The organism is Candidatus Latescibacterota bacterium (assembly GCA_020633725.1).
In the GTDB taxonomy this organism is placed as follows: domain Bacteria; phylum Krumholzibacteriota; class Krumholzibacteriia; order JACNKJ01; family JACNKJ01; genus VGXI01.
The window spans coordinates 12,943-36,216 of record JACKDC010000005.1 but is presented as its reverse complement, the minus strand read 5'-3'; the positions used below and the strand labels follow the sequence as shown (position 1 = coordinate 36,216).

The 23,274-nt window shown below is 71.2% G+C and carries 16 protein-coding genes; 2 read left to right on the top strand and 14 right to left on the bottom strand.

Annotated elements, in window-relative coordinates:
• Window positions 1–4: 4 nt before the first annotated feature.
• From H6693_11240 to H6693_11185, 12 genes are all read right to left on the bottom strand, one after another.
• Window positions 5–568, bottom strand: coding sequence for a cytochrome c (locus H6693_11240; protein MCB9516758.1), 564 nt, complete (start codon window positions 566–568; stop codon window positions 5–7).
• 82 nt (window positions 569–650) lie between these two features.
• Window positions 651–1,199 carry a DUF3341 domain-containing protein gene (locus tag H6693_11235; GenBank protein ID MCB9516757.1) on the bottom strand — a complete coding sequence of 183 codons (549 nt, stop codon included), beginning with the start codon at window positions 1,197–1,199 and terminating at the stop codon, window positions 651–653.
• 10 nt (window positions 1,200–1,209) lie between these two features.
• Window positions 1,210–2,673: a polysulfide reductase NrfD gene (gene nrfD, locus H6693_11230; GenBank protein MCB9516756.1), complete on the bottom strand. Its 1,464-nt coding sequence runs from the start codon at window positions 2,671–2,673 to the stop codon at window positions 1,210–1,212.
• Entirely contained in the window at window positions 2,651–5,692 is a 3,042-nt protein-coding gene (locus H6693_11225) for a TAT-variant-translocated molybdopterin oxidoreductase (protein ID MCB9516755.1), read from the bottom strand. The genes nrfD and H6693_11225 overlap by 23 nt, the downstream gene beginning before the upstream one ends.
• On the bottom strand, window positions 5,680–6,348 hold the full coding sequence (locus H6693_11220) for a cytochrome c3 family protein (protein ID MCB9516754.1): 669 nt from the start codon (window positions 6,346–6,348) through the stop codon (window positions 5,680–5,682). The genes H6693_11225 and H6693_11220 overlap by 13 nt, the downstream gene beginning before the upstream one ends.
• Before the next feature lie 669 nt (window positions 6,349–7,017).
• On the bottom strand, window positions 7,018–10,008 hold the full coding sequence (locus tag H6693_11215; GenBank protein ID MCB9516753.1) for a sigma 54-interacting transcriptional regulator: 2,991 nt from the start codon (window positions 10,006–10,008) through the stop codon (window positions 7,018–7,020).
• Between the two features lie 54 nt (window positions 10,009–10,062).
• Window positions 10,063–10,401, bottom strand: coding sequence for a hypothetical protein (locus H6693_11210; GenBank protein ID MCB9516752.1), 339 nt, complete (start codon window positions 10,399–10,401; stop codon window positions 10,063–10,065).
• Window positions 10,402–10,559: 158 nt separating this feature from the next.
• On the bottom strand, window positions 10,560–11,957 hold the full coding sequence (locus H6693_11205) for a sigma-54-dependent Fis family transcriptional regulator (protein ID MCB9516751.1): 1,398 nt from the start codon (window positions 11,955–11,957) through the stop codon (window positions 10,560–10,562).
• 62 nt (window positions 11,958–12,019) lie between these two features.
• Complete coding sequence (locus H6693_11200) at window positions 12,020–13,360, bottom strand: hypothetical protein (GenBank protein MCB9516750.1); 1,341 nt, start codon at window positions 13,358–13,360, stop codon at window positions 12,020–12,022.
• Between the two features lie 106 nt (window positions 13,361–13,466).
• The gene (locus tag H6693_11195; GenBank protein MCB9516749.1) at window positions 13,467–14,219 is read right to left on the bottom strand and encodes a hypothetical protein; all 753 of its coding nucleotides are present in this window, start codon (window positions 14,217–14,219) and stop codon (window positions 13,467–13,469) included.
• A gap of 184 nt (window positions 14,220–14,403) precedes the next feature.
• The gene (locus H6693_11190; protein MCB9516748.1) at window positions 14,404–15,789 is read right to left on the bottom strand and encodes a sigma-54-dependent Fis family transcriptional regulator; all 1,386 of its coding nucleotides are present in this window, start codon (window positions 15,787–15,789) and stop codon (window positions 14,404–14,406) included.
• On the bottom strand, window positions 15,786–17,096 hold the full coding sequence (locus tag H6693_11185; protein MCB9516747.1) for a hypothetical protein: 1,311 nt from the start codon (window positions 17,094–17,096) through the stop codon (window positions 15,786–15,788). Before H6693_11185 ends, H6693_11190 begins: the two co-directional genes overlap by 4 nt.
• A gap of 86 nt (window positions 17,097–17,182) precedes the next feature.
• Here H6693_11185 and rlmN point away from each other — a divergent pair, with 86 nt between their 5' ends.
• Window positions 17,183–18,253, top strand: a complete 1,071-nt coding sequence (gene rlmN, locus H6693_11180) for a 23S rRNA (adenine(2503)-C(2))-methyltransferase RlmN (protein ID MCB9516746.1) — start codon at window positions 17,183–17,185, stop codon at window positions 18,251–18,253.
• 84 nt (window positions 18,254–18,337) lie between these two features.
• On the opposite strand, the gene H6693_11175 is transcribed toward rlmN, so the two are convergent.
• Window positions 18,338–20,266, bottom strand: a complete 1,929-nt coding sequence (locus H6693_11175; protein MCB9516745.1) for a T9SS type A sorting domain-containing protein — start codon at window positions 20,264–20,266, stop codon at window positions 18,338–18,340.
• A gap of 139 nt (window positions 20,267–20,405) precedes the next feature.
• Between H6693_11175 and H6693_11170 the strand changes: the two genes are divergently transcribed.
• Window positions 20,406–21,818 carry an MFS transporter gene (locus H6693_11170; protein ID MCB9516744.1) on the top strand — a complete coding sequence of 471 codons (1,413 nt, stop codon included), beginning with the start codon at window positions 20,406–20,408 and terminating at the stop codon, window positions 21,816–21,818.
• On the opposite strand, the gene H6693_11165 is transcribed toward H6693_11170, so the two are convergent.
• On the bottom strand, window positions 21,815–23,269 hold the full coding sequence (locus H6693_11165) for a sodium/proline symporter (protein ID MCB9516743.1): 1,455 nt from the start codon (window positions 23,267–23,269) through the stop codon (window positions 21,815–21,817). The two genes, H6693_11170 and H6693_11165, sit on opposite strands and share 4 nt — an antisense overlap.
• Window positions 23,270–23,274 lie beyond the last annotated feature (5 nt).

Here is a 23,274-nt window from a genome sequence, read left to right as displayed (position 1 = left end):
GTCCCTACTTGAGCAGGTCCCGCTGATCGGCGGGAACGTCGGCGAGGGTCGCGTGCTGACTGAGTTGCAGGGCCTTCACGTAGGCCACGATGGCCCAGCGGTCGTGAGGCGGCACCTGCGGCCCGTAGGCCGGCATGTTGCGGATGCCCTCGGTGATCGTGTTGTACAGGTGGCCCAGCGGCCGGCTGCGGATCAGCTCGCCGGTCAGGTCGCTGGGCGGCGTCCAGCCCCCTTCGGCCAGCGCCATCGCGCGCTGGTTCACCATGCCGTCACCGCGGCCCGCGAGGCCGTGGCAGGGCGCGCAGAAGATGCCGAAGCGCTCTCGACCGCGCGCCAGCAGCGTGGAGTCCACCGCCACCGGGAAGCTGTCGATCCAGGCGTCGCCGTCGCGGCCCTGGTAGAGCGCGGCGTCGGCGCGCAGCTCGCCGCGGGCCACGGTGCCCGGCACGTCGGCGCGCGCGGAGCGGCCGTCCACGAAGAGCGGACTGGCCTCCTGCGCCTTGTACTTGGGCTGCTTGTCCATGTCGGGGATGATGCTGATGCGCGTGCGATCTCCATGCGAGCTCATGCGCTCGCGCGTGACCATCGCCAGCGGGATCAGGGTGATCAGCGCGCCCAGCACCAGCAGCTGCAGAATCCAGCGCGGCATCCTAGTCCTCCTCGAGACGCTCGACCTGGACCGGGCCCAGGGACTCGAGAAGGCTGCGCGTGTCGTCCTCGCGGAAGCGGGGATCGCGCGCCTCTACGGTGATGAAGAAGCGGTCGTCCGTCGCGCGACGGAAGCGCTCGCTGTGGAAGACGGGGTGGTAGAACTGGGGCAGGCCGTTGAAGGCCAGCATGCCGATGAACGCGCTCAGCGCCGAGAACAGGATGGTCATCTCGAAGGTGATGGGCACGTTCGCGGGAATGCTGAACAGCGGCTTGCCGCTGATGATGAGCGGGTAGTCCACCGCGGAGGTCCAGTACTGCAGCAGCAGGCCGAGGCCGGCGCCGGTGAGCCCCGAGAAGAAGACCACCCAGGGCAGCTTGGTCGTGCGCAGGCCCATGGCGCCGTCGAGGCCGTGGACCGGGAAGGGCGTGTGCGCGTCCCAGCGGGTGTAGCCGGCGTCGCGGATGGCGGCGCAGGCGTCCACGAGGCCGTTGACGGTCTCGAACTCGGCCAGGTAGCCGTAGAAGCGGGTCTCCTTCGACGAACTCACGTCTCCCCCCTTACTCGGGCCGCTCGGGGTCGTAGCGGCCGGGGATGTCGCCCCAGTAGTCGCCCGCGCCCGTGTGCTCGGGGTCGTGGTAGTGCGCCTCGGGCATCACCGTCTTCACCTCGGCCATGGCGATGATCGGCGCCACGCGCAGGAAGAGGAGGAAGAGGGTGAAGAAGAGGCCGAAGCTGCCGATCAGCGTGAGGACGTCCACGTAGGTGGGCGAGTAGTGGCCCCAGGCCGAGGGCAGGAAGTCGCGGCTGAGCGAGCTGACCACGATCACGAAGCGCTCGAACCACATGCCGACGTTCACCAGCACGGCGACGACCCACATCACCCACAGGTTCCGGCGCAGACGCTTGACCCAGAAGATCTGCGGGCTGAGCACGTTGCAGCTCACCATGATCCAGTAGGCCCAGGCGTAGGGACCGAGCGCGCGGTTGATGAACGCGAAGGTCTCGTAGTGATTGCCGCTGTACCAGGCCGTGAAGAACTCCATCGAGTAGGCGTAGCCCACCATCATGCCGGTCGCGAGGAGGATCTTGGCGATCGACTCCAGGTGCTTGGGCGTGACGATGTCCTCCAGGTGGAAGAGCTTCCGCGCCGGCAGCGCGATGGTGGCCACCATGGCGAAGCCGCCGAAGATGGCCCCCGCCACGAAGTAGGGCGGGAAGATCGTCGTGTGCCAGCCTGGGAGCTGCGCCGTGGCGAAGTCGAAGCTCACCACCGAGTGCACGCTGAGCACCAGCGGCGTCGCGAGACCGGCGAGCAGCAGGTAGGCCTTCTCGAAGCGGTGCCAGTGGCGGTTCGAGCCGCGCCAGCCCAGCGAGAGCAGTCCGTAGATGATCCGCCGCGGCTTGCTCTCGGCCCGGTCGCGCAGCGTGGCCAGGTCGGGCACCATGCCCATGTACCAGAACATGATCGAGACCAGCGCGTAGGTGCCGATCGCGAACACGTCCCAGAGCAGCGGGCTGCGGAAGTTCGGCCAGGCCTGCTGCTGGTAGGGAAGCGGGAAGATCCAGTGCAGCAGCCAGATGCGGCCCACGTGGATGGCCGGGAAGAGCCCCGCGCACATGACCGCGAAGATCGTCATCGTCTCGGCGAAGCGGTTGATGCCGGTGCGCCACTTCTGCCGGAACAGGAAGAGCACGGCGGAGATCAGCGTGCCCGCGTGGCCGATGCCGATCCAGAACACGAGGTTGACGATCGCGAAGCCCCAGGCCACCGGGTTGTTCAGGCCCCACACGCCCACGCCCGTCGAGATCAGGTAGACGATCATCGCGAGGAGCATGAACACCAGCAGGACGGTGATGCCCAGCGCCACCGTCCACGCCCTCGGCATGCGGCGCGCCTCGACGATGCCGCACACCGTCTCCGTGACGGCGCCGAAGTCCTTGCCGCCCGTGACCAGATACGGCTGCCGGCCCGGCTGAACGTCCAGCTGGGCGCGGGGATCAGGAATGGCTGCGCTGCTCATGCGTCGTGCTCACCAGTCTGGGGTTCGGGTTCCGCACGCGCGCCAGGTAGGCCGTCCGCGGCTTGATGTTCAGCTCCGCCAGCATCGTGTAGGCGCGGTGGTCGCCGTGCAGGGCGCGCACCTGGGCGGACTCGTCGTTCAGATCGCCGAAGCGGATCGCCTTCGTGGGACAGGTCTGCATGCAGGCGGTCTGGATCTCGCCGTCGGCGATCGCGCGGCCCTCGTTCTTGGCCTGGATCTTGGTGTTCTGGATGCGCTGCACGCAGTAGCTGCACTTCTCCATGACGCCGCGCGAGCGGACCGTCACCTCGGGGTTGTTGGCGAGCTTCTGGACCTCCGGCGTGTCCTTCGTGTAGTGGAAGAAGTTGAAGCGGCGCACCTTGTAGGGGCAGTTGTTCGCGCAGTAGCGCGTGCCCACGCAGCGGTTGTAGACCATGTCGTTCAGGCCTTCCTGGCTGTGCGTGGTCGCCTGGAAGGGGCAGACCTGCTCGCAGGGGGCCATCTCGCACTGGACGCAGGCCACGGGCTGCACGACGCTGCTGGGGTTCTCGGGCTCGCCCTGGAAATAGCGGTCCATGCGGATCCAGGCCATCTCGCGGCCGCGCGACACCTCGCTCTTGCCCACCACCGGGATGTTGTTCTCCGACTGGCAGGCCACCGCGCAGGCGCTGCAGCCGATGCAGCTGTTCAGGTCGATGGCCATGCCCCAGCGGTGCCCCTCGTAGGCGAACTCCTTCCAGAGCGACACCAGGGGCGGATGCTCGTCCAGCTCGCGGGCGAAGTCGGGGTTGGCTTCGTACTCCTCGAGGCTGCCCTCGCGCACCAGCTCGTGGATGCGGCTCTGCCGGCCCTCGAAGCCCACCTTGTCGATGAGCCAGTGGTCCTGGGTCCCCGCCAGCAGGTAGCTGCCGCCGAGGGACTCCACGGCGAGTCCACCCACCGCGTGGAGGGCGTCGCTCGCGCGCAGGGCGTAGCCGTTGAAGCCGGCGCCGTCGCCCACCGCGCCGGCCGCGCTGCGGCCGTAGCCGAGGGCCAGCGCCACGGTGCCGTGCGCCAGGCCCGGCACCACCGCCGCGGCGCAGTCGAGGCTGCGGCCGCCGGCGCTCAGGCGCACGCGGTCGCCATGCGCGAGGCCCAGCTCCGCGGCCGTGTCCGGGCCCATCGTGGCGGCGTTGTCCCAGGTGATCTTGCTGATGGGATCCGGCAGCTCCTGCAACCAGCCGTTGTTCGCGAAGCGGCCGTCGTAGAGGCTATGGTCGCGGTGCAGCTCGAGCTCCAGGCCGTGGTAGCCGCCGTTGGCGGGCTTGGCGGCCACCGCCGCGGACAGGGCGTCCACGTCGAGGGCGGCCGATGCCGCCGGGAAGCGGCTGTCGGCGAGGACGCCGTCGTGGAGCAGACGCCGCCAGGCCGTCTCGGCGTCGCCGCCCAGCGCGCCCTGCAGGCTCTCGCGCAGCTGCGCATGGGCTTGCGGAGCAGCGTCGCCGCCCAGTAGCGCCAGGACCTCGCCCGGCGTGCGCCCGTCGTAGAGCGGGGCGATGAGCGGCTGCACAGTATAATGAGTGCCGTCCCAGGCGCGCGCGTCGCCCCAGGACTCCAGGAAGTGGGCGCGCGGCAAATGCCACTGGGCGCGACGCGAGGTCTCGTTGTCGTGCAGCGAGAGATGGAGGCTCCCGGGCACCTTGTCCAGCGCGCCGCCGAAGTCCAGGTCCACCGGGGCGTCGTAGACGGGATTCCCGCCCAGCATCACCAGCGCCTGCACCTCGCCCGCGGCCATGGCCCGGGTCAGGGCGCGCAGCGAGCCCAGCTGGTCGGTCTCCTCGCCCGCGGGCGGCTCCACGTAGCGCACCGTGTTGCCCACGGCGCCGAGCTGCGCGTTCATCAGCGCGACCAGCGCGTGCACCAGCGGCGGCTGCCCGGGGCCGGCCAGCACCAGCGCGCCGCGGCCGGCGTGCTCGAGGTCGTCCGCCAGGGCGCTCAGGAAGCTCTCTTCGAACTCGTGGCTCAGGTGCACGCCCAGCGCGCGCCGCAGTTCGCGCTGCGCCTCGCCGCCGTCCCCGCCGCGGCGCGACAGCTCCGCGGCCAGGCTGAGCGCGAAGGCCTCGATGCGGCTTGCCTGCAGCGGGTAGCGATGGTCGGCCATGCTGCCGGTGATGCTGAAGTGGCTCTCCACAGCATAGAGGCGGTTCATCGCGCGCTTCGGATCGCGACCGGCGGCCCAGTCCCGCGCGTTGGCCAGCGCGGAGGGCGATCCGCTGAGCGGGTCGGCGTCCAGGGTCAGGATCACGCGCGCCTTGTCCAGCGACGGCACGGCCCGCAGGGGACGCCCCATGGCCAGCGCGGCGCCCGCGTAGGCGTGGTCGTGGTTGAGCGGTTCCCACACGTGCCAGCGCGCCTCGGGGAAGGCCGCCAGGAAGCGGCGGCGCTGGGCGTCGAGGCTCGGCGACGCGCTCGCCTCGCTGAGGACGTGCAGCCCGCGTCCGCCACGGGCGGCCAGCGGCCGGGCCATGGCCGTCGCGGCGGCGGTGGCCGCCTGCCAGTCGCGGCGCTTGCGCGCGCCGCCCTCCCGCTGCATCGGGTGCCGGCTGCGATCCGGATCGTAGAGCTCGAGGATGGCCGCCTGCGCCAGCGCATCGGCGGAACCCCGGCTGATGGGGTCGTCCGGGTTGCCCTCGATCTTGATGGGACGTCCCTCGTAGCTGGTCACGAGCAGACCCGCGGCGTCTCCCCCCAGCGCGAAGGCCGTGGCGAAGGCGCGCGGCCGCCCGGGCTCGATGCCCGACGGACGATAGGCCCGCGGCACGATGGTCTCGCGCGGCCAGCGGCAGCCCGCCAGGCCCGCGAGCGCCACCGAGGCGCCCATGATCTTGAGGAAGCCGCGACGCGACAGCGCGTCCGGGGCCCGGTCGGCGCCCTCGGGGAACTCCCCGCGGCAGAGCGCCTTGAACTCCTCGGTCCCGGCGTACTCCTGCAGGCTACGCCAGTAGCCGCTGCCGGGCTGACGATCGTCTAACGATGACATGTGGAACAGTCCGTCGGCGGTTGAATGTTGTAGGCCTGACGCAGCTGGGCGCCCAGCGCGAGGGCGTCGCCCTCGGGCGCCCAGGTCATGGACGTGACCTGGTCCTTGGGACGCAGATTGGGCTCCGGGGCGCGGTGGCAGTCCAGGCACCAACCCATGTGTAGGGGCGCGACCTGGGTCACGACCTCCATGCGGTCCACGCGCCCGTGGCAGGAGACGCAGCCCACGCCGCGGCGCACGTGGGCGCTGTGGTCGAAATAGGCGAAGTCCGGCAGGTCATGGACGCGCACCCACGGCACCGGCATGCCGCTGGCGTAGCTGTCGAAGACGGGCTTCAGCTTCTCGCTCGTCGCGCGGACGTGCGAGTGGCAGTTCATGCAGGTCTGGGTCGGCGGCAGCGTGGCCTTGGCCCCCGTCTCCACGCCCGTGTGGCAGTAGCGACAGTCCATGCCGAGCCTCCCGACGTGCAGCGCGTGGCTGTAGGGCACCGGCTGGGTGGGCGCGTAGCCCACGTTGGTGGTCTTGGGAGAGGTGGCGTAGGCGATCAGCACCACCACATAGACCAATCCGCCGAGGATGGCGACGGTCGCAAGAGGGCGAATGGCGTTGGTCCAGCGGGGAAACAGCGCCTTGCGTCGCGTGTCGTTGCTCTGCATGGCGACGCAAGTTAGAGCATTCACAAGAAGCGGTCAAGGAAAGACGAGATAGCAGAAAACAGGACCCGCTTGTCCGCCCATTCGGCCGCTGTCGGCGCCGGCGGATCGCCGGACGGCGTGCGCGTGACGCCCCGACGCACAAAAAAAGGCAAGAGGGCTGTCGCCCTCTTGCCGCGCACATCTCAGCATCAAGGAGAGGAGTTCATCTCCTCCGGCCTGGCCCCGCCGGTCGCCCTTCCGCGTTGCCCCACACTTCACGAAAGGACCGAGTCAACAGACTCACCGACAGGTCCCGGCCTGCTCGAGGGAGTTGCTTCGAATCCGGCTGACTTCCCCAATCAATTCAGATCGAAACCCTCGAGGAAGCTTGGAAAGAGCCTTCATACCTGCCAAGCCTGGCGCCTTCCTCACTTCATTCACTGCTACTGCAGGGAGCGTGCCATCGCGCCCACAAATATCCACCAAGTATCTGATTGCGGCACAAGCGTTTAGAAAGCCTGCTCGCGCGCGATCCTTCCCGCGGATCGCGCCGACTAAAGCCTCTTTAGAGACGATCCGCTCGCCCGCCACAACGCGATGCAAACGCGCGGCTTGCGAACTGGCAAGATCCATGGAGGGCTTGAGCGGGAGTGAAAGCGCCTTGCGCGCTGCCGCCGGTCGGCGACAGCGCTAGGCGTCCAGGTCGTACTTGCGGATCTTCTGAAGCAGCGTGGGATAGCTGATGCCCAGGCTCTTCGAGGCCTGGGTGCGATTCCAGTCGCACTGCTGGAGGGCCTCGACCACGAGCTGCCGCTCGAGCTCCCCCACCTGGCGCTTCAGGTTCAGGTCGAGGATGGCCGCGTTGCCGCCGCTACCCTGCAGCGAGTCCTCGATCACCACGGACTCCGAGGTGAGGGGCTGGTCGCCCGGGCTGAGCAGGAGCGCCCGCTTGACGACCTTCTCCAGCTCGCGCACGTTGCCCGGCCAGGCATAGCTCTCCAGCTTGAACAGCGCCCGCTGGGAGATCCCGCGCGGGTGCTTGCCGAAGTCCGCGCCATAGCGGTCGACGAAGTACTGGGCCAGCAGTGCGATGTCCCCGCTCCGCTCCCGCAAGGGGGGCATGCGCAGGGGGAAGTCGTTGAGGCGGTAGTAGAGGTCCTCGAGAAAGAGACCCTGGCGAGCCAGTTCCTTGAGGTCCGTCTTCGTGGCGGTGACGAGACGCACGTTCACGGGCACGCTGTCGTTGGAGCCCACGCGACGGATCTCGCGCGTGTCCAGGAACTGCAGGAGCTTCGCCTGCATCTTGAGACTGGTCTTGCCCACCTCGTCGAGGAAGAGCGTCCCGCCGTTGGCCTCTTCGATGAGCCCCGGCTTGTCGTGGATGGCGCCGGTGAACGACCCCCGGATGTGGCCGAAGAGCTCGCTCTCCAGCAGCTCCTCGGGGAGCGCCGCGCAGTTGACGTGCACGAAGCGCCGCTCGCGACGATCGCTCATGCGATGGATCGCGTAGGCCAGCACGCCCTTGCCCGTGCCGGTCTCGCCGCTGAGCAGGACCCAGGCGTCCGTCTCGGCCACCTTGCCGGCGAGATGCAGGAGCTCGAGCATGCCCGGATCCTGGGTGATGATGTGCTGCGCCGCCTCGGGCAGATCGTGCGGCAGCACGGCCCGGCGGGCCAGGCGCTCGCGCTCCTGGAAGGCGATGAGCGTGACCATCCGCGCGAAACCGGCGATGTAGCGGACCATCTCGTGGGAGAAGCCCTGCTCGCCCGGGCGCTTGCGCCACAGGCAGAGGAAGCCCATCTCCTTGCCGGAGTGCACGAGCGGCTGGAACAGCACCGAGGACGCGGGGCCCAGCGTTTCCAACTGGTCGGCGACGGTGCCGTCCGCGGCGTCGCGCAGACCGTCCGCGTCGCCGCGGGTCATGCCCTCGAGGAACTCGAAGGGGCCGCCGTCCGCGCCGTCCATGCAGAGGCAGCCGGCATCGGCGTCGCAGAGCGAGAACAGGCTGCGCCAGGCGAGGCGGAGATCCTCGGGCAGGTCCTCGCGGCCGCCGAGGGGCATCTTCTGCGCGCCGGGCAGGAAGCCGAAGCTCCCGGCGCCCTGTGCGATCTTGCGCTGTTCCACGTCCATGCGCACGCGGTCGAGGGCGTCGCGTTCGTCATCCGTTGCATTCTCGGGCAGGTAGCCCTCGGCGTCGAAGACGGCGAGCAGGGCGCGGTCGAGATCGCCCAGCCAGCTCTCGACGCGGGCCAGCAGCAGGCTGGCGTGGAAGCGGAAGCGGTCGCAGGCCTCTTCGCTCTGATTCTGGAGCAGGTCCTCGAGCAGCTTGCGCGAGCGCAGCGCGTCCTCGAGGGTCGCGCGGGAGAAGAGCAGCTCGGCGTACTCGAGCTTGGTCTGATCTTGCTCGATCTGCTCCTGGGTGAGCTGGAACGCCTGGAGCGCGTTGCGGAAGGCGATCTCGGACTTGTCGCCGTTTTCGAGACGAAGCCAGGCCCGCGCCTGGGTGCGGTAGAGGTGCGGGATCTCGAAGAGCTCGCCGTTGGTCTCCGTGAGCTTCAGGGCCTTCTCGGCGACGCGGATGGCTTCGAGCGGAAGTCCTTGCCTGAGCTTGACCCTGGCGATGCGCTGCATCACCTCGACGACGACATCGCCCTTCGGCGCGAGCTGGCGCGCCAGGTCCAGGCTGAGCTCGTAGTTGGCGAGGGCGGCCTCGAGATCGTCACGGGCCTCGTACAATTCGCCGAGGAACTCCCCGGACAGCGCCAGGCTCCGCTGCTGCCGGTTCTTCTCCGCAAGCACGCGCCCTTCCAGCAGGAGCTGCTCCGCCCGTCGGAAGTTCCCGAGCTGGATCTGGACGCGGCCCAGCGACAGGGTGCCGCGGGTCGTCTTCGCCTCGTCGCCCGCCTCGCGGGCCAGACGGCGCGCGCGGATGAACATCTCGGAGGCGTCCCGATGCCGCCCCTGCTTGAAGTAGACGATGCCGATGTTGAGCAGAAGGCTGATATGGACGCCGCGCAACGAATGCTCGGCGGCGAGGGCCATGCTCTTGTTGAACAGGCCCAGCGCGGCTTCGAAGTCGCAGGCATTCTTCTTGAGCAGTCCCAGGTTCATCGTGGCGCCGATGATGCCCCGGTGGTCGTCGATGCGCCGGTAGGTGACCAGCGCATCCGTGAAGAACTCCTCCGCCTCGCGGGGATAGCCGAGCCTGGAGTAGATGATCGCGATGCGATTGAGATTCTCCGCCACTTCCGCGTGGAGGGAGGAGTTCTTGAGGAGCTCGTAGGCCTGGAAGCAGAATCGCAGCGCCTCTTCCGGGCTGCTCGTATAGAGGTGGACCATGCCGATGCGGTCGAGCACCAGCCCGTACTCCAGCGTCTCTTCGCGGCCCTTGAGGCGGGACTGAGACAGCAGGAACCACTCACGGGCCTCGTTCTCCAGGCCCTTGCGGTGGTAGCTCTCCCCGAGCTTGAACGCGAGTCGCCACAGGTCGGCTCCCTGGCTCTCGGTCTGCGCCTGCCTGTAGGCTTTCTCGAAGTACTCCAGCGCGAGGCTGTAGCTTTCCGAGGAGAAGTGGAAATCTCCCATCGCCTCGGTATCCGTCGAACTGGCCAGACTCGGCAGGGGAGCGCTACCTGCCTGATGCTGGAAGTCCTGCGGGCTGTTTCGATCGGGCTCTCTCATCAATTCGTCCTTGAGTGGGGTGGACGCAATTGGAGGTGTACAGTCCGGGTCATACTACGGCCAGAGCCAGTCTCCCGAGTGCCACCAGGTTTCCAGCATGATCAGCATCAAGGTCTTACCGCGACTGCGCATGGGCGGATCGTTGTCGCCCTGGACGCCGTCCCAGTAATCGTCGTCGTCGCCGGAATCCAAAGTCGCAGGCGGATTCGAACCGCCGTTGTCGTTGCCGCCGCCCAAGGGGGCCGGCCCGGGAACCCGGATGGTGGTGATCTGGTCGCTGAGGATGGGCTGCTCTTCGGCGTGGGCGGGCGCCGTCGCGGTGACGACGAACCCAAGGCAGATCACGAAAAGCAGGACCACGATCGGCAGGGTTGAGGTAGCGCCCCTTCTCATCGTCCTACGCACTCCTGGCAAGGGTGAGAAAACCTCTGCTTCGCAGCGTCCTGGAAGCTTCTGGAATGATAGAGGTGACGAAGAGGCGAGTCAAATCATGAGGCAACAAAACCTTGCGGCCCTGAACCCGGACGGGCGGCGGGGCGGCCGGGGACGGATCAGTCCTCCTCGTCACCCTCCTCCTCCGGCCCGGGCCGACTTCCCGTAAGCCCATATTTTTCAATCTTCTTGTACAGATTGCTGCGCTGCATCTCCAGGGCGCGGGCCGTCCGGCTCACGTTGCCGCCGTGCTCGCGGAGCTTCCGCCGTAGGAAGAGCTCCTCGCTGAGGTCCTTGAAGGCCTGGAAGGTCGGCGCCGCGAAGAGCGCGCTCTCGCCGTCCGGCGCCCCGCCGCCGGCGGCGCTCGGGACGTCTTCGGCCTCGATCCGGTCCCCCGGCGCCATGATCAAGAGCCGCTCCACCAGGTTCCGCAGCTCGCGGATGTTCCCCGGCCAGGGGTGCGAGCGCAGGCGTTCCAGTGCCTCCGGGCTGAAGCCCCGCGCGGGCATGCCCTGCTCGCGCAGGTAGAGCTCCATGAAGTGCCTGGCCAGCAGGGGGATGTCCTCCGGTCGCTCCCTGAGCGGCGGCACGTGCAGCGGCACGACGTTCAGCCGGTAGTAGAGGTCCTCGCGGAAGCGGTTCTGCGCGGCCTCGGCCAGCAGGTCCTTGTTGGTGGCGGCGATCACGCGGACGTTGACCTGCAGCGTCACCGTGCCCCCCACGCGCTCCAGCTTGCCCTCCTGCAGCACGCGCAGGACCTTCGCCTGCGCGCTGAGCGCCATGTCGCCGATCTCGTCGAGGAAGAGCGTGCCGCCGTCGGCCTGTTCGAAGCGTCCCACGCGCTGCTGGTGCGCGCCGGTGAAGCTGCCCTTCTCGTGGCCGAAGAGTTCGCTTTCGATGAGTTCGTTGGGGATGGCCGCGCAGTTCACGTCGACGAAGGGACCGGCCGCGCGCGCGCTCAGGCGATGGATCCGCCGCGCCACCAGCTCCTTGCCGGAGCCGTTCTCCCCGGTGATGAGCACCCGCGCGTCCGTGGGCGCCACCCGCGCGATCGCGGCGAGCAGACCCTTCACCGCCGGGCTCTCGCCCACGATCCGCTCCCCCTCGCCCAGACGCTGCCGCAGCGACTCGATCTGCCGCTGCTGCTCCAGCCAGCCCAGCGCGTTGCGCAGCGTGACGAGCACGCGGTCCGCGTCCAGCGGCTTCTCGAGGAAGTCGAATGCGCCGAGCTTGGTGGCCTGCACGGCCGTGTCCACCGTGCCGTGTCCGGAGATGATCACCACGGGCATCGTCAGACCGCCCTCGGCGAGCCGCGAGAGCACCTCCAGGCCGTCCAGCCCGGGCATCTTGATGTCGAGGAAGACGAGATCGAAGTCCTGGCGCTCGGCCAGCGCCAGGGCGGTGTTGCCGTCGGGCGCGGTCTCCACGTCGAAGCCCTCGTAGCGAAGGATCTTGCCCAGGGAATCCCGGATGCCGGCCTCGTCGTCCACCACGAGGATGCGGGCGCTGTCGCTCATGCTCGATTCTCTCCCCTTCGCCGGACGTCGGGACCGGCCGCTCGCAGGATAGCGACTGGGCCTCAGGGATGCCAGCGGATCCGCAGACCGGCCTCGGCGTCACGGCTGGCCTCGCTCTCCAGCAGGAAACTGTAGTAGTCCCGCCGGGCCAGGCGCAGTTCCAGCTCCCAGTCCGTGCGCGAGTAGCGCGCGCTGAGCGCCGCGCTCAGTCCCCACTCGCTCTCGCTCTCCGCGTCGCTGTCGTAGCTGCTGCGGTAGTTGTCCGCGCGCAGCGCCAGCGCGAGCAGCCAGCGCTCGCGCGGACGCCAGCCGGGCTCCACGGAGGCTTCCAGCACGAGGAAGTGGTCGACGCCGCTCGACTCCTGCCGCAGATGCTCGGCCAGCAGCCCCAGCGTCAGGGGGAAGCGGCCGGCGCGATCGCGGCCGTAGCGCAGGCTGGACTCGAGGCGAAGCTGACGGGGACGGCGCAGGTCGTCGCCGCTGGGGAGGGCGTCGGGCGCGAAGCGCTCGGCGCTCAGCGACAGGTCCACGCGCGCGGGCACGGCGCCGGCGTCCAGCGGACGTCCCCCGAGGAACTCCGCGCGCAGCAGCGTCCCCGGGTTGAAGTAGGAGTTCTCGCGCTCGGTCCAGTTCTCGCGCCCGCCGTCCACGCGCAGGCTCCAGTCGCCCCTGTCCCCGAGGACGAGCGCCTCGGCGCCCAGCGTCCAGGTGGAGCCGTCGGGCCGCTCGTAGTAGGCCACCGCCTCGGGATCCCGGGGACGGTGCCGCTCCCCCTCGAGCGAGAGCGACAGCTCCGCCCGCTCCAGGTCGCGGGCGAGCCGCAGCGCGCCGAGGAGCTCCTCGCGGTCGCTGCCGTCGCGGCCGCGATAGTCCAGCGCCCGCCCGCCGAGACGGAGGCCGACGCGCAGATCGGCCTCCTCGCCGAGCACGCGATCCAGGCGCGACTCGACCCGCAGCTCGCGCTGGTCGGCCAGGATGTCGCTGGCCTCGTCGTAGTCCAGGTCGCTCAGGTCCGCGTCCAGCGCCGCGCTCCAGTCCAGCGCATGCCAGTCCAGCCGCAGGACGCCCCCGCGCCGCCAGTAGGCCTGGCTGTCGGCGACGCGGCTGGCCAGCGAGTCCGGGTCGAAGAGCAGCAGCGGCGTGCTCAGCGCACCCTCGTCGCTGCGGGTCAGCGTGGCGCCGAGCTCCAGGTCCCAGCGCTCGCCGAAGCGGCCGAGGCCGGCGCTGCCGCCGTTGTCGTCGAGGGTGAGGCCGGCGTCGTGGCGCAGCGTGAGGCGGGACCACCACCCGTCGTCGCGCCGCAGGGCCAGGCGCGCGAGGAGGCTGTGCGCGATCGTCTCGGCATCGGCGCTGTCGCTGTGGTAGCTCTCCGCCGCGAGGCCGGACTCGCCCCCCAGCTCCACGGCGGTCGCGCCCCTGCCCGGGCCGGACAGGAGCGCGAGGAGGAGGCCGGCGAGCAGAGCCCCCCGGCCGTGCGCCCGGCGCGGGGCGCGGCCTCCCTTGCGGTGCTCAGAAGTCGAAGCGATGGCGGAGCATCTCCATGGCGCGGTTCACGCGGCGCAGGCGACCGAGCATCTCGCGGAGAGCGGGATCCTCCGTCCAGCGCAGCATGCGCTCGGCGGGCTCGGCGAGCTTGAGGTCCCGCGCCTCCAGGGTATCGACCTGGGGCGCGAGGACCCCGTCGTACCACTCGCGGTAGACCGCCGCGCGCTCGGGAGCGACACCTTGCAGCTCCTGGACGCGGCGCTGGTAGCGCAGGACGAGCTGGCCGAGCTCCTCGTGGCGGCGGCGGCGCTCCTCGTCCTGGCGCCCGAGCCGGGTGAGCAGGCGCCGCGCGTGGCGCAGCTGCGTCTCGATGCGGCGCAGGGCGAGACCCTGCTCGAGCAGCAGGTGGCGCTGTTCCATGTTGAGGTGCGTGGGCGGCAGGTCCGCGAGCTGCAGGATCTCCTGCGCGCGGATCTGGCGCCAGGGCCGGACGATCTCATCCTGCAGCCACGGATAGAACTGGCGGTACTCGCCCCGGTCCAGGGACTCCCCCAGCAGGCGGAGGCTGCGCTCGTAACGGAAGAGCGGCCCGCCCGGCTCGGCGAGGCGCTCCCGGAGGCGCAGGAGGTCCGCCTCCAGGTGTTCGGCGCCGTCGGGGGCCAACCGGTCCTGGGTGGGCGGAGGCGCGTCATCCGACGCCGCGCGGGCGGGCGGCGCCGCGGCGGCGAGGGTGAGGACGAGACCGAGGAGCAGTGCGCGCGATGTGTGCCGTCTCATGATCCACCTCGGGGGCAGGGTGACGACCCCGGGGCTGCAAGCGCAGTGCCCGCGCGGTCCAGCGGCCGCTCCGCGGCCCCAACTGACTGTCGAGAAGGCAGTTGCGTGCAGGGCCGCCGGCCGCGCGTCGCGGGCCCGGCGCACCATTTGGTACGGCCGCGTCCGCCCTGGTGCTTCGCGGCGCTCACGGGGACTCCCCCTCGGACTCGGGTGCGGCCAGGCCGTGCTTGTCGAGACGGTAGCCCAGGGTGCGCCGGGTGAGGCCGAGGAGCCGGGCGGCGGCGCTCTTGTTGCCGCCGCTGCGCTCCAGCGCCTGGGCCAGCAGATCCTTCTCCAGCGCCTCCAGGTTGACGCCCTCGTCGGGCAGGGTGAAGACGCGTTGCACCGCGCCGGGCGCGGGGGCGTGGGTGTCCAGAGGCGGCAGGTCGGCGGCGTCGATGCGCTCGCCGCGCGTGAGAACCATCGCCCGCTCGACCACGTTCTCCAGCTCGCGCACGTTGCCGGGCCAGCGGTGGCCGCGCAGGCGCTCGAGCGCGGCGGGCGTGACTCCCGCGATGCGACGGCCGGTGCGCGCCGAGAGCTTCTGCAGGAAGAAGCGGAGGTAGAGCTCCAGGTCGCCCAGGCGTTCGCGAAGCGGCGGCAGGTCGAGCCGGATCACGTTGAGGCGGTAGAAGAGGTCCTGTCGAAAGCCGCCGGCCGTCACCATCTCCTCCAGGTCGCGGTGGGTCGCGGCGAGCACGCGCACGTCGACGCGCTGCGTCCGCGCGCCGCCCACGCGTTCGAACTCCCGCTCCTGCAGCACGCGGAGCACCTTCGCCTGGGTGCCGGGGGCCATGTCGCCCACCTCGTCCAGCAGCAGCGTGCCGCCGTCGGCCAGCTCGAACTTGCCGGGACGGGCCTTCACGTCCGTCGCGACGCCCGCCTCGATGCCGAAGAGCTCCGCCTCGAGCAGGCTCTCCACCAGCGCGGCGCAGTTGACGCGCACGAAGGGCTTCTGCTTGCGCGGCCCGTGGCCATGGATCGCCCGCGCCAGCACCTCCTTGCCGGTGCCGCTCTCGCCGATGATCAGCACGTTCGAGTCGCTCGCCACCACGCGCGGCAGCAGCTCCAGGATGCGCCGCATCCCCGGGTGCTTGCCCACGAGGATGTCGTCGAAGGCGCCGGCGATCTCGCCTTCGGTGGCCACGGCCAGCGCCTCCTGCCCGGCCGGCGCCAGCAGCCGGTCCACGCTCTCGCGCAGCGCGCGCAGGCGCACGGGCTTGACCAGATACTCGAGCGCCCCCAGCTCCAGCGCGCGCACGCCGGCCTCGATGCTCGCGAAGGCGGTGACCAGGATGCAGGGCGTGTCGGGCGACGTCTTGCGCACGCGCTCGATCAACCCGAGCCCCGCCTCTTCGCTCTCCATGCGCAGATCCGTGATGACGAGATCGGCCCCGCCCTGCGCGAAGGCCGTCCAGCCCGCCTGCGCGCTCGTCGCCTTCACCACCTCGCGTCCCGGCGCGGCGAGGGTCTCGGCCAGGAGGGCCGCCAGCTTGGGCTCGTCGTCCACCACGAGGATGCGTTGACTCATGCGCTCTCCTTGACGGCGCGCGACGCGCGCAGCGGCAGCTCGAGGACGAAGGTCGCCCCCTGCGCTCCGCTGGCGCCGAGGCGCAGCGTGCCGCCGTGCGCCCGGGCCACGGCGGCGCAGATGGCCAGGCCGAGGCCGGTGCCGCCGTCCCGCCCCGACACGAAGGGTTCGAAGAGACGGGCTTCCACCGCGGCGGGGACGCCCGGCCCGCTGTCCGCCACGCGCGTCACCAGGCGCTCGCCGGCGGCGCGAAGCTCCACGCGCACGCGCCCGCCCGGCCCGGCGGCCTCGGCCGCGTTGGCGAGCAGGTTGAGACCGAGCTGACGCAGCCGGTCGGGGTCGGCATCGAGCGCGGGCAGACCGGGCGGCGCGTCGAGCGCGACGTCCAGCGCCGGGTGCAGCACGCGCTGCTCCTCGACCAGGCGCGCCCAGAGCGCCGCCGCATCCACACGCTGCCGGCGCAGGGCCAGCGGGCGCGCGAAGCTGAGGAAGTCCTCCAGGAGCCGCTGCAGGCGCTCGGTCTCGCCGGCGATCTCGGCGGCGCGGCGCGCCGCCTCCTCGGCGTCCGCGGCCGCGCTCAGCGAGAACAGCTCGGCATGCCCCGCGATGATCGCCAGCGGGTTGCGGATTTCGTGAGCCAGGCCGGCGGCGAGCGTCCCGACGTGGGCCAGGTGCTCGGCGCGATCCAGCTCGCGCTGGCGGCCGCGCGCCTGGCGCAGGATCAGCGCCATCGCCACCAGCACGAAGACGACGAACGCCGCGCCGAGGCCGGTGGCCGTCCAGAGCCCCCGGCGCAGGGCCTGGAGCTGGGCGCTCACCGCCTCGCCGGACTCGAGGGAGAGGATGGCCGCCGTGGCACCGTCCGCGCCCTGCAGCGGAAGGAGCAGGCTCTGGAAGAGCTCGCCCTCCGACTGCTGCGGCGGCGGCAGGATCTCCACGCCCAGGCGCAGCTCCGCGGCCTGTCGCGGCGAGAGCGGCGGCGTGGGCAGGCCCCAGAGCTCCTCGTCGTCCTCGGGAAGGATCGGCTGGCCGTCGGGCGCGTAGAGCAGCAGGCGGTCGAGGCCGGCGGCCAGCCGCAGCGCCTCGCGGTCGAGCGACGTCCAGGCGGCGCGCGGGCCGCCCGGCCAGTCCTCGAGCGCCGCGCGCAGCATGGCGCCCTGCACCTGCAACTCCTGCCGGCTCGCGCTGCGCAGGCTGCGATCCAGCAGCGCGTGGAAGGTCCAGCCCCCGCCCAGCAGCAGCGCCACCAGGAGCAGCGCGAAGACGGCCACCAGCCGTGTCACCCGATCGACGCCATGCCCAGCCATGCCCGAGTATCCCCTGAGCCATGACGCGCGTCAACGCAGGAGCGCGGCGCTTTCGCGAAGCGCGGCGCCGTAGTACCTTGCTGCGCATGGAACGCCTCCCCCTCAAGCGGCTGTCCCCCGAGGCCCTGGACGCCTGGCTCGCCGAGCGGATCCAGCCGGCGTGGCGCGTGCGCGCCGTGCGGCAGTGGATCTACGCGCGCGGCGCCCTGGACTGGGACCAGATGACCGACCTGCCGAAGTCACTCCGCGCCGAGCTCGCCGCCGAGGCCAGCCTCTGCGCCGTGGAGTCGGTGCTGGCCACGCGCAGCCCCGCCGACGGCTCCGTCAAGCACCTGCTCCGCCTGGCCGACGGCGAACTGGTGGAGGCGGTGGCCATGCAGGGCGACCGGCATCCGACCTTCTGCATCTCGAGCCAGGTGGGCTGTCCGCTCGACTGCGTCTTCTGCGAGACGGGGCGCATGGGCTTTCGGCGCAACCTGACGCAGGACGAGATCGTCGACCAGGTGCTCTACCTGCAGAAGTCCCTGCCGCCGGACAGCGTGCGGCCGAACCTCGTCTTCATGGGCATGGGCGAGCCGCTGCTCAACTTCGACGCCCTGGTGGGCGCGCTGCGGGTGCTCGGCGACGGCGACGGCCTCGGCTACGGCGGCCGGCGCATCACGGTGAGCACGGCGGGCCTGCCGCGGCGCATCCTCGACCTCGCGGCGGCGCCGGTGAAGGTGGGGCTCGCGCTCTCGCTCAACGCCGCCGACGACGCCACGCGCCGCGCCCTCATGCCCGCGCTGCACAAGCACCGCATCGCGGCGCTGCTGGACGTCTGCGAGGAGTACGCCGAGCGCACGGGCCGGCGCGTCACCCTGGAGTACGTGCTCATCGCCGGCGTCACCGATCGCGACGAGGACGCCGCCAACCTGCGCGCCCTCACGCGTCGCCGCCCCTTCAAGCTGAACATCATCCCCTACAATCCGGGCGATGCGCGCATCCGCATCAGCATCAAGGACGAAGTGGGCCAGGTGGAACTGCGCCGGCCGACGCCGGAGCAGGTGGAGCGCTTCGTGGGACGGCTGGTGCCGGCGGTGCCGGCGGTCACGGTGCGCTGGAGCCAGGGCGTGGACGTGGGCGGCGGCTGCGGCCAGCTCCGCGCCCAGCGGGGCTAGGCCCTTCACCCGACGAACAAGCGACGGGGCCGCGGATGACCCGCGGCCCCGTCTTGCGTGCGGAGGGCGCTCCCGCTCCGCCCGCTACTTGCTGAGCACCAGCTTCCGGCTGTGCCGCTCGCCCGCGCTGACCAGCCGCGCGAAGTAGACGCCCGAACTCACGGGCCGTCCCGCGGCGTCGCGCCCGTCCCAGCTCACCTGCTGGCTGCCGGCCGGGCGAGGGCCGTCCACGAGCACGGCGACCTCGCGGCCGAGCACGTCGTGGATGCTCAGCCTTGCGTCACCCTCGTGGGCGAGACTGAAGCTGAGCGTGGTCTTGGGATTGAAGGGATTCGGCCAGGCGGGGTCGAGGTCGGCGGCGAAGCCGGCGCTCGGCGCCTCGTCGGCGGCGGTCAGGTCCACGGTGATGCAGAGGTTGTCCGTCCAGAACTCCTGGCCCGCGAGGAAGAGGCGCTGCACGTCGCCGGTCAGCGTGACGCGCCCGCAGACGCCGCCGCCGATGGAGAAGGTGCTCACGCTGCAGGTCACCCCCGGCGCGATGGCCGCCGGCGCGGCCGCCAGGTCGCCGATGTAGAGCGGCCCGCCGTTCACCTGCAGGTTCTCCGTGCCGCCGAGGTCCACGTAGTCGAAGCGCACGCTCACGGTGTGGACGCCCGTCGCGGCGATGTCGTAGCCCGCGGCGATGTTGTTCAGCTGCAGCGTGTGGTCCGTGAGGCAGGCCGCCGGCGCGGGATCGATCTTCGCCTCGTTGAAGCCGACGCCGCCGCCGCCGTAGTGCATCTCGTAGACGCGGACCGGAACGCCGTCCTCCACGAACATCAGGTCGCCGGGCGCGTCGCCCATGACCGCACCCCAGGCGGCGCCGAGCGGCTGGCTCTCGTTGTCGACGAGCAGGTCGCAGGGCAGCGGCGGCTCGCCCGCGCGCACGCAGAGATTGTCCACCCAGTACTCCTGGCCGCCGGTGCGCACGCGCTGCACGTCGCCGGTCAGGGTGACGATCCCGCGGATGTTGCCGTTGCAGGGGAAGGTGACGACGCTGCAGGTAACGCCCGGCGCGATGGCCGCCGGCGCCGCGGAGATCTCGCCGATGTAAAGCGGCCCGCCGTTCACCTGCAGGTTCTCCGTGCCGCCGGTGTCGATGAACTCGAAGCTCACCTCGCTGGTGGTGATGCCCAGCGCGTGGATCTGGTAGACGGCGTCGATGTTGTCGAGCTGGAAGGCGTGCGCGTCGCCCATGCCGCAGAAGGTGTTCACGATGCAGGCGGCGGTGAAGAAGGTGCCCGCGCCGTAGTCGTAGAGGTCGAGCGTCACGGGGATGCCGTCCTCGGTGAAGGCCAGGTCGCCGGGCGCCTGTCCGAAGGCGCTGCCCCAGCAGCTGCCCAGCGGCTCGAAGTCGTGGGTCACGCGGAAGTCGCAGGGCTCCTCGCAGTCCATGCGCACGTTGTCGATGTAGAGCTCCTGGCCGCCGACCAGCAGCTTGGTCACGGGACCGGTGAGGGTCACGGTCCCCACCAGGCTGCCGCCCACCACCGACGCCACGACGCTGCAGAGCACGCCCGGCGCGACGGTCACGCCGTCCACGGCCGTGAAGTCGCCGATCTCGTAGAGCGGGCCGCCGTTGACGCGCAGGTTCTCGTCGCCGCCCTGATCCGCGAAGTCGAAGCGCACGGTGCCGGGCGCGCAGGGGACGGCGCTGAAGTCGAAGACCGTGGCGATGTTGTTCAGCCGCAGGATCTGCCCGCTGCCGAAGGCGGGAATGGCGGGCTCGATGCGGCAGTAGTTGAAGCCCGTGAAGGCGCCGAGGTGGAACTCGTCCACGGTCATGGGGATCCCGTCCTCGGTGAAGGCGAGATCGCCGGGCACGTTGCCCACGCTGCCGCCCCAGGTGCTGCCCAGGGGCTCCAGATCGAAGCTGACGTTGGCGGCGCCGGCCGCTCCCACCGCGGCGACGAGCAGCGCCGCCGCCAGCAGCAGAATCCTGGCCGGGGAGATCGGTCGGTTGAGTGCGAGCATGGCGTCCATCCTTTGCTCACCCGCCGGGGCGGCGGGCAGGGGTTCGGTTCGGCCCGGGTGGGGAGCGCCGGCCGAGCTTGAGTATCGGCCCCCGCGGCGCCCGGCTCTGTGAGGGGGCGTACAGAGACGCGCTTTTTCCGTGGCGTCCGGACCGGGCCTGGACGATCTTCTGGCGCACCCGAACCCGGATCGCCGCATGTCCACGGATCCCGCCGCCCTCGCCCGCCGCCGCGACCTGCGCCTCATCCTCACCGACGGCCTGGCCTTCAGCGTGATGGTGGGCATGGGCGAGGCCTACATCGCGGCCTTCGCCCTGGCGCTGGGCCTGGGCGAGGTCGTGGCCGGGCTGGTGGTGACCGTGCCGCTGCTGGCGGGCGGGCTGCTGCAGCTCGTCACGCCGGCGGGTGTCCGCTGGCTCCGCTCGCGACGCCGCTGGACGGTGCTCTGCGCCTCCCTCCAGGCCCTCGCCTTCGCGCCGCTGGCCGCCGGCGCCCTCGCCGGGCGCCTGCCGGCCTGGGCGGTCTTCGCCGCCGCCACGGGCTACTGGGCGGCGGGCATGGCGGCCGGCCCCGCCTGGAACGTGTGGGTGGAGCGTCTCGTCCCGCGGCAGGTGCGGCTGCGCTTCTTCGCGCGACGCACCGGCCTGGTCCAGCTCGGCGTGCTCGTGAGCCTGGTGGGCAGCGCCGCGGTGCTGGAGTGGGCCACCGGGGCGGGGCAGCCCCTGCGCGGCTTCGCGGCCATCTTCCTGGCCGCCGCGCTGGGACGGGCCGTCTCCGCGCGCGTGCTGGCGGCCCAGAGCGAAAGCCCCCAGGCCGGCCAGCCGCCGCCCGGCATGTCGCCGCGCGCGCTCCTGCGCGAGTTTCGCGGCGGCGAGGGCGGCCGCCTGCTCGTCTACCTGCTGGCCTTCACGACGAGCGTCACCGTGGCCAGCCCCTACTTCTCGCCCTTCATGCTGGCGCGCCTGCGCTTCAGCTACTGGGAGTACATGGCGCTGGTGGGGACGGCGCTGCTGGCCAAGGTGCTGGTGCTCTCTCAGCTGGCGCGCGCGGCCCGTCGCTTCGGTCTCGACGCCATGCTGCGCCTGGCCTGGTTCGGCATCCTCGGCCTGCCGGCGCTGTGGCTCGTCTCCCAGGCCTTCGGCTACCTGGCGCTGCTCCAGGTGATCTCGGGGACCTTCTGGGCGACCCAGGAGTACGCGGTCTTCCTGCTGCTCTTCGAGACGATCCCCGCCGCGCGCCGCGTGGCCATGCTCACCGCCTACAATCTGGGCAACGCGCTGGCCACCGTGACCGGGTCGCTGATCGGCGCGGCGATCTTCCACCTGGCGGGGCAGGGGATGGCCGGCTACGTGGCCATCTTCGCGGCCAGCAGCGCGGCCCGGGCGCTCTGCGTGGTCCTGCTGCTGCGCGTGCGCGGGGCCCAGCGCGTGCCGCGGCCGGTCAGCTTCCGGCTGGACGCCGTCCGGCCCGGCATGGGCGCCGTGCTCAAGCCCGTCCTCGCCACGGTGCGGCGGGGGCGCTGGCGGGCCGCCCAGCGCCGCGAAGCGCGCTAGCGTCGGCCGCGACCGTTCAGCGCGAGGCCGGCCAAGAGCGCGATGACCCACGCGGCGAAGCGGTGGCTGATCGCGGCGTCCAGCGGGCCGACGTTCTTCCACAGGATCGTCGCCAGCGTGCCCGCGAGCATGGCGGCGGCGGCGCCGCGCGGCCCGAAGCGCGGCCACAGCAGGAGCAGCAGCACCACGGGGCCGAAGCTCGCGCCGAGTCCGCTCCAGGCGTAGCTCACCATGCCGTAGACGGTCTCCTGGCTGGCCAGCGCCAGCGCGAAGGCCGCGCCGCCCACGAGCAGCACCACCAGGCGCGACAGCGCCACCTCGCCGCGGGGTGAGAGCCGGCGCCCCAGGATGCGCCGGCTGACGTCCTCGCTGAACGCGCTGGTGACCACGAGCAGCTGGCTGTCGGCGGTGGACATCATCGCGGCCACCGCGCCGCTGATCACGATGCCGGCCAGCCAGCCCGGCAGCAGCAGGGCGGCCATGGACGGCATCACCTTCTCCGCGTCGCCGGCGAAGTGCGCGCCGCCGTAGAGCCCCAGCGCGAGCAGGCCCACCAGGAAGGCCCCGCCGTAGGCCAGCAGGGTCCAGGCGCCGGCCAGCCAGCGCAGCTGCCGCACCTCGCCCGCGGATCTGAGCGCCATGAAGCGGACGAGCAGATGCGGTTGCCCCATGTAGCCGAGCCCCCAGGCCAGACCGCCCAGCACGAGGCTCAGCGCGCCCCAGCCGCCGCGGCCCGCGGTCCAGGAGGACTTCGTCGGCCCCAGTGCGGCGAGCGCGGCGGTCACGTCGCCGTGTTCGCGGCCGAGCGCCACGAAACCCACCACCGGCAGCACGACGAGTGCGACGATCATGATCACGCCCTGCAGGAGATCCGTCCACACCACCGCGCGGAAGCCGCCCAGCAGCGTGTAGCCCACCACGATGAGCGCGCCGAGCACGATGCCCCAGGTCTCGGGACCGGCGCCGAAGAGCTGCGGCCAGGCCTCGGTGATGATCCCCGTCTTCTGCAGGATCTTGCCCGCCCCCACCATCTGGGCGGCCACGTAGAAGCTGAAGAAGAAGACGATGATGAGCGTCGCCAGCCAGCGCAGCCCGTTGCCGCCCGCGCCGAGGCGCTGGGCGAGAAGCTCGGGGAGGGTGAGCGCGTCGCTGCCGTCGCAGAGGGCGCGCACGCGGCGGCCGAGAAAGAACCAGAGGAAGAGAATGCCCGCCACGCAGCCGAGGACCGTCCAGATCTCGCCGAGTCCGGTGCTCAGCGCCGCGCCCGTGAGGCCGAGCAGCAGCCAAGCGCTTTCGCCGCTAGCGCGCTCGCTGATCGCGATCGCCCAGCCGGGCAGATGGCGCCCGCCCAGCAGGAACTCGGACTGGCTGTCCAGACGGCGGCTGGCCACGACGCCGATCACGACCACGGCCAGCAGGTAGACGGCAAAGGCGACGATCAGCGGCGACACGGCGA

Bases quoted from the DNA above. Each gene is read 5' to 3' on its own strand.
- H6693_11175 (MCB9516745.1), bottom strand. From the start codon at position 20,266: ATGCTCGCACTCAACCGACCGATCTCCCCGGCCAGGATTCTGCTGCTG.
- H6693_11205 (MCB9516751.1), bottom strand. From the start codon at position 11,957: ATGAGCGACAGCGCCCGCATCCTCGTGGTGGACGACGAGGCCGGCATC.
- H6693_11210 (MCB9516752.1), bottom strand. From the start codon at position 10,401: ATGAGAAGGGGCGCTACCTCAACCCTGCCGATCGTGGTCCTGCTTTTC.
- H6693_11195 (MCB9516749.1), bottom strand. From the start codon at position 14,219: ATGAGACGGCACACATCGCGCGCACTGCTCCTCGGTCTCGTCCTCACC.
- H6693_11225 (MCB9516755.1), bottom strand. From the start codon at position 5,692: ATGTCATCGTTAGACGATCGTCAGCCCGGCAGCGGCTACTGGCGTAGC.
- H6693_11190 (MCB9516748.1), bottom strand. From the start codon at position 15,789: ATGAGTCAACGCATCCTCGTGGTGGACGACGAGCCCAAGCTGGCGGCC.
- H6693_11185 (MCB9516747.1), bottom strand. From the start codon at position 17,096: ATGGCTGGGCATGGCGTCGATCGGGTGACACGGCTGGTGGCCGTCTTC.
- rlmN (MCB9516746.1), top strand. From the start codon at position 17,183: ATGGAACGCCTCCCCCTCAAGCGGCTGTCCCCCGAGGCCCTGGACGCC.
- H6693_11215 (MCB9516753.1), bottom strand. From the start codon at position 10,008: ATGAGAGAGCCCGATCGAAACAGCCCGCAGGACTTCCAGCATCAGGCA.
- H6693_11220 (MCB9516754.1), bottom strand. From the start codon at position 6,348: ATGCAGAGCAACGACACGCGACGCAAGGCGCTGTTTCCCCGCTGGACC.
- H6693_11240 (MCB9516758.1), bottom strand. From the start codon at position 568: ATGAGCTCGCATGGAGATCGCACGCGCATCAGCATCATCCCCGACATG.
- nrfD (MCB9516756.1), bottom strand. From the start codon at position 2,673: ATGAGCAGCGCAGCCATTCCTGATCCCCGCGCCCAGCTGGACGTTCAG.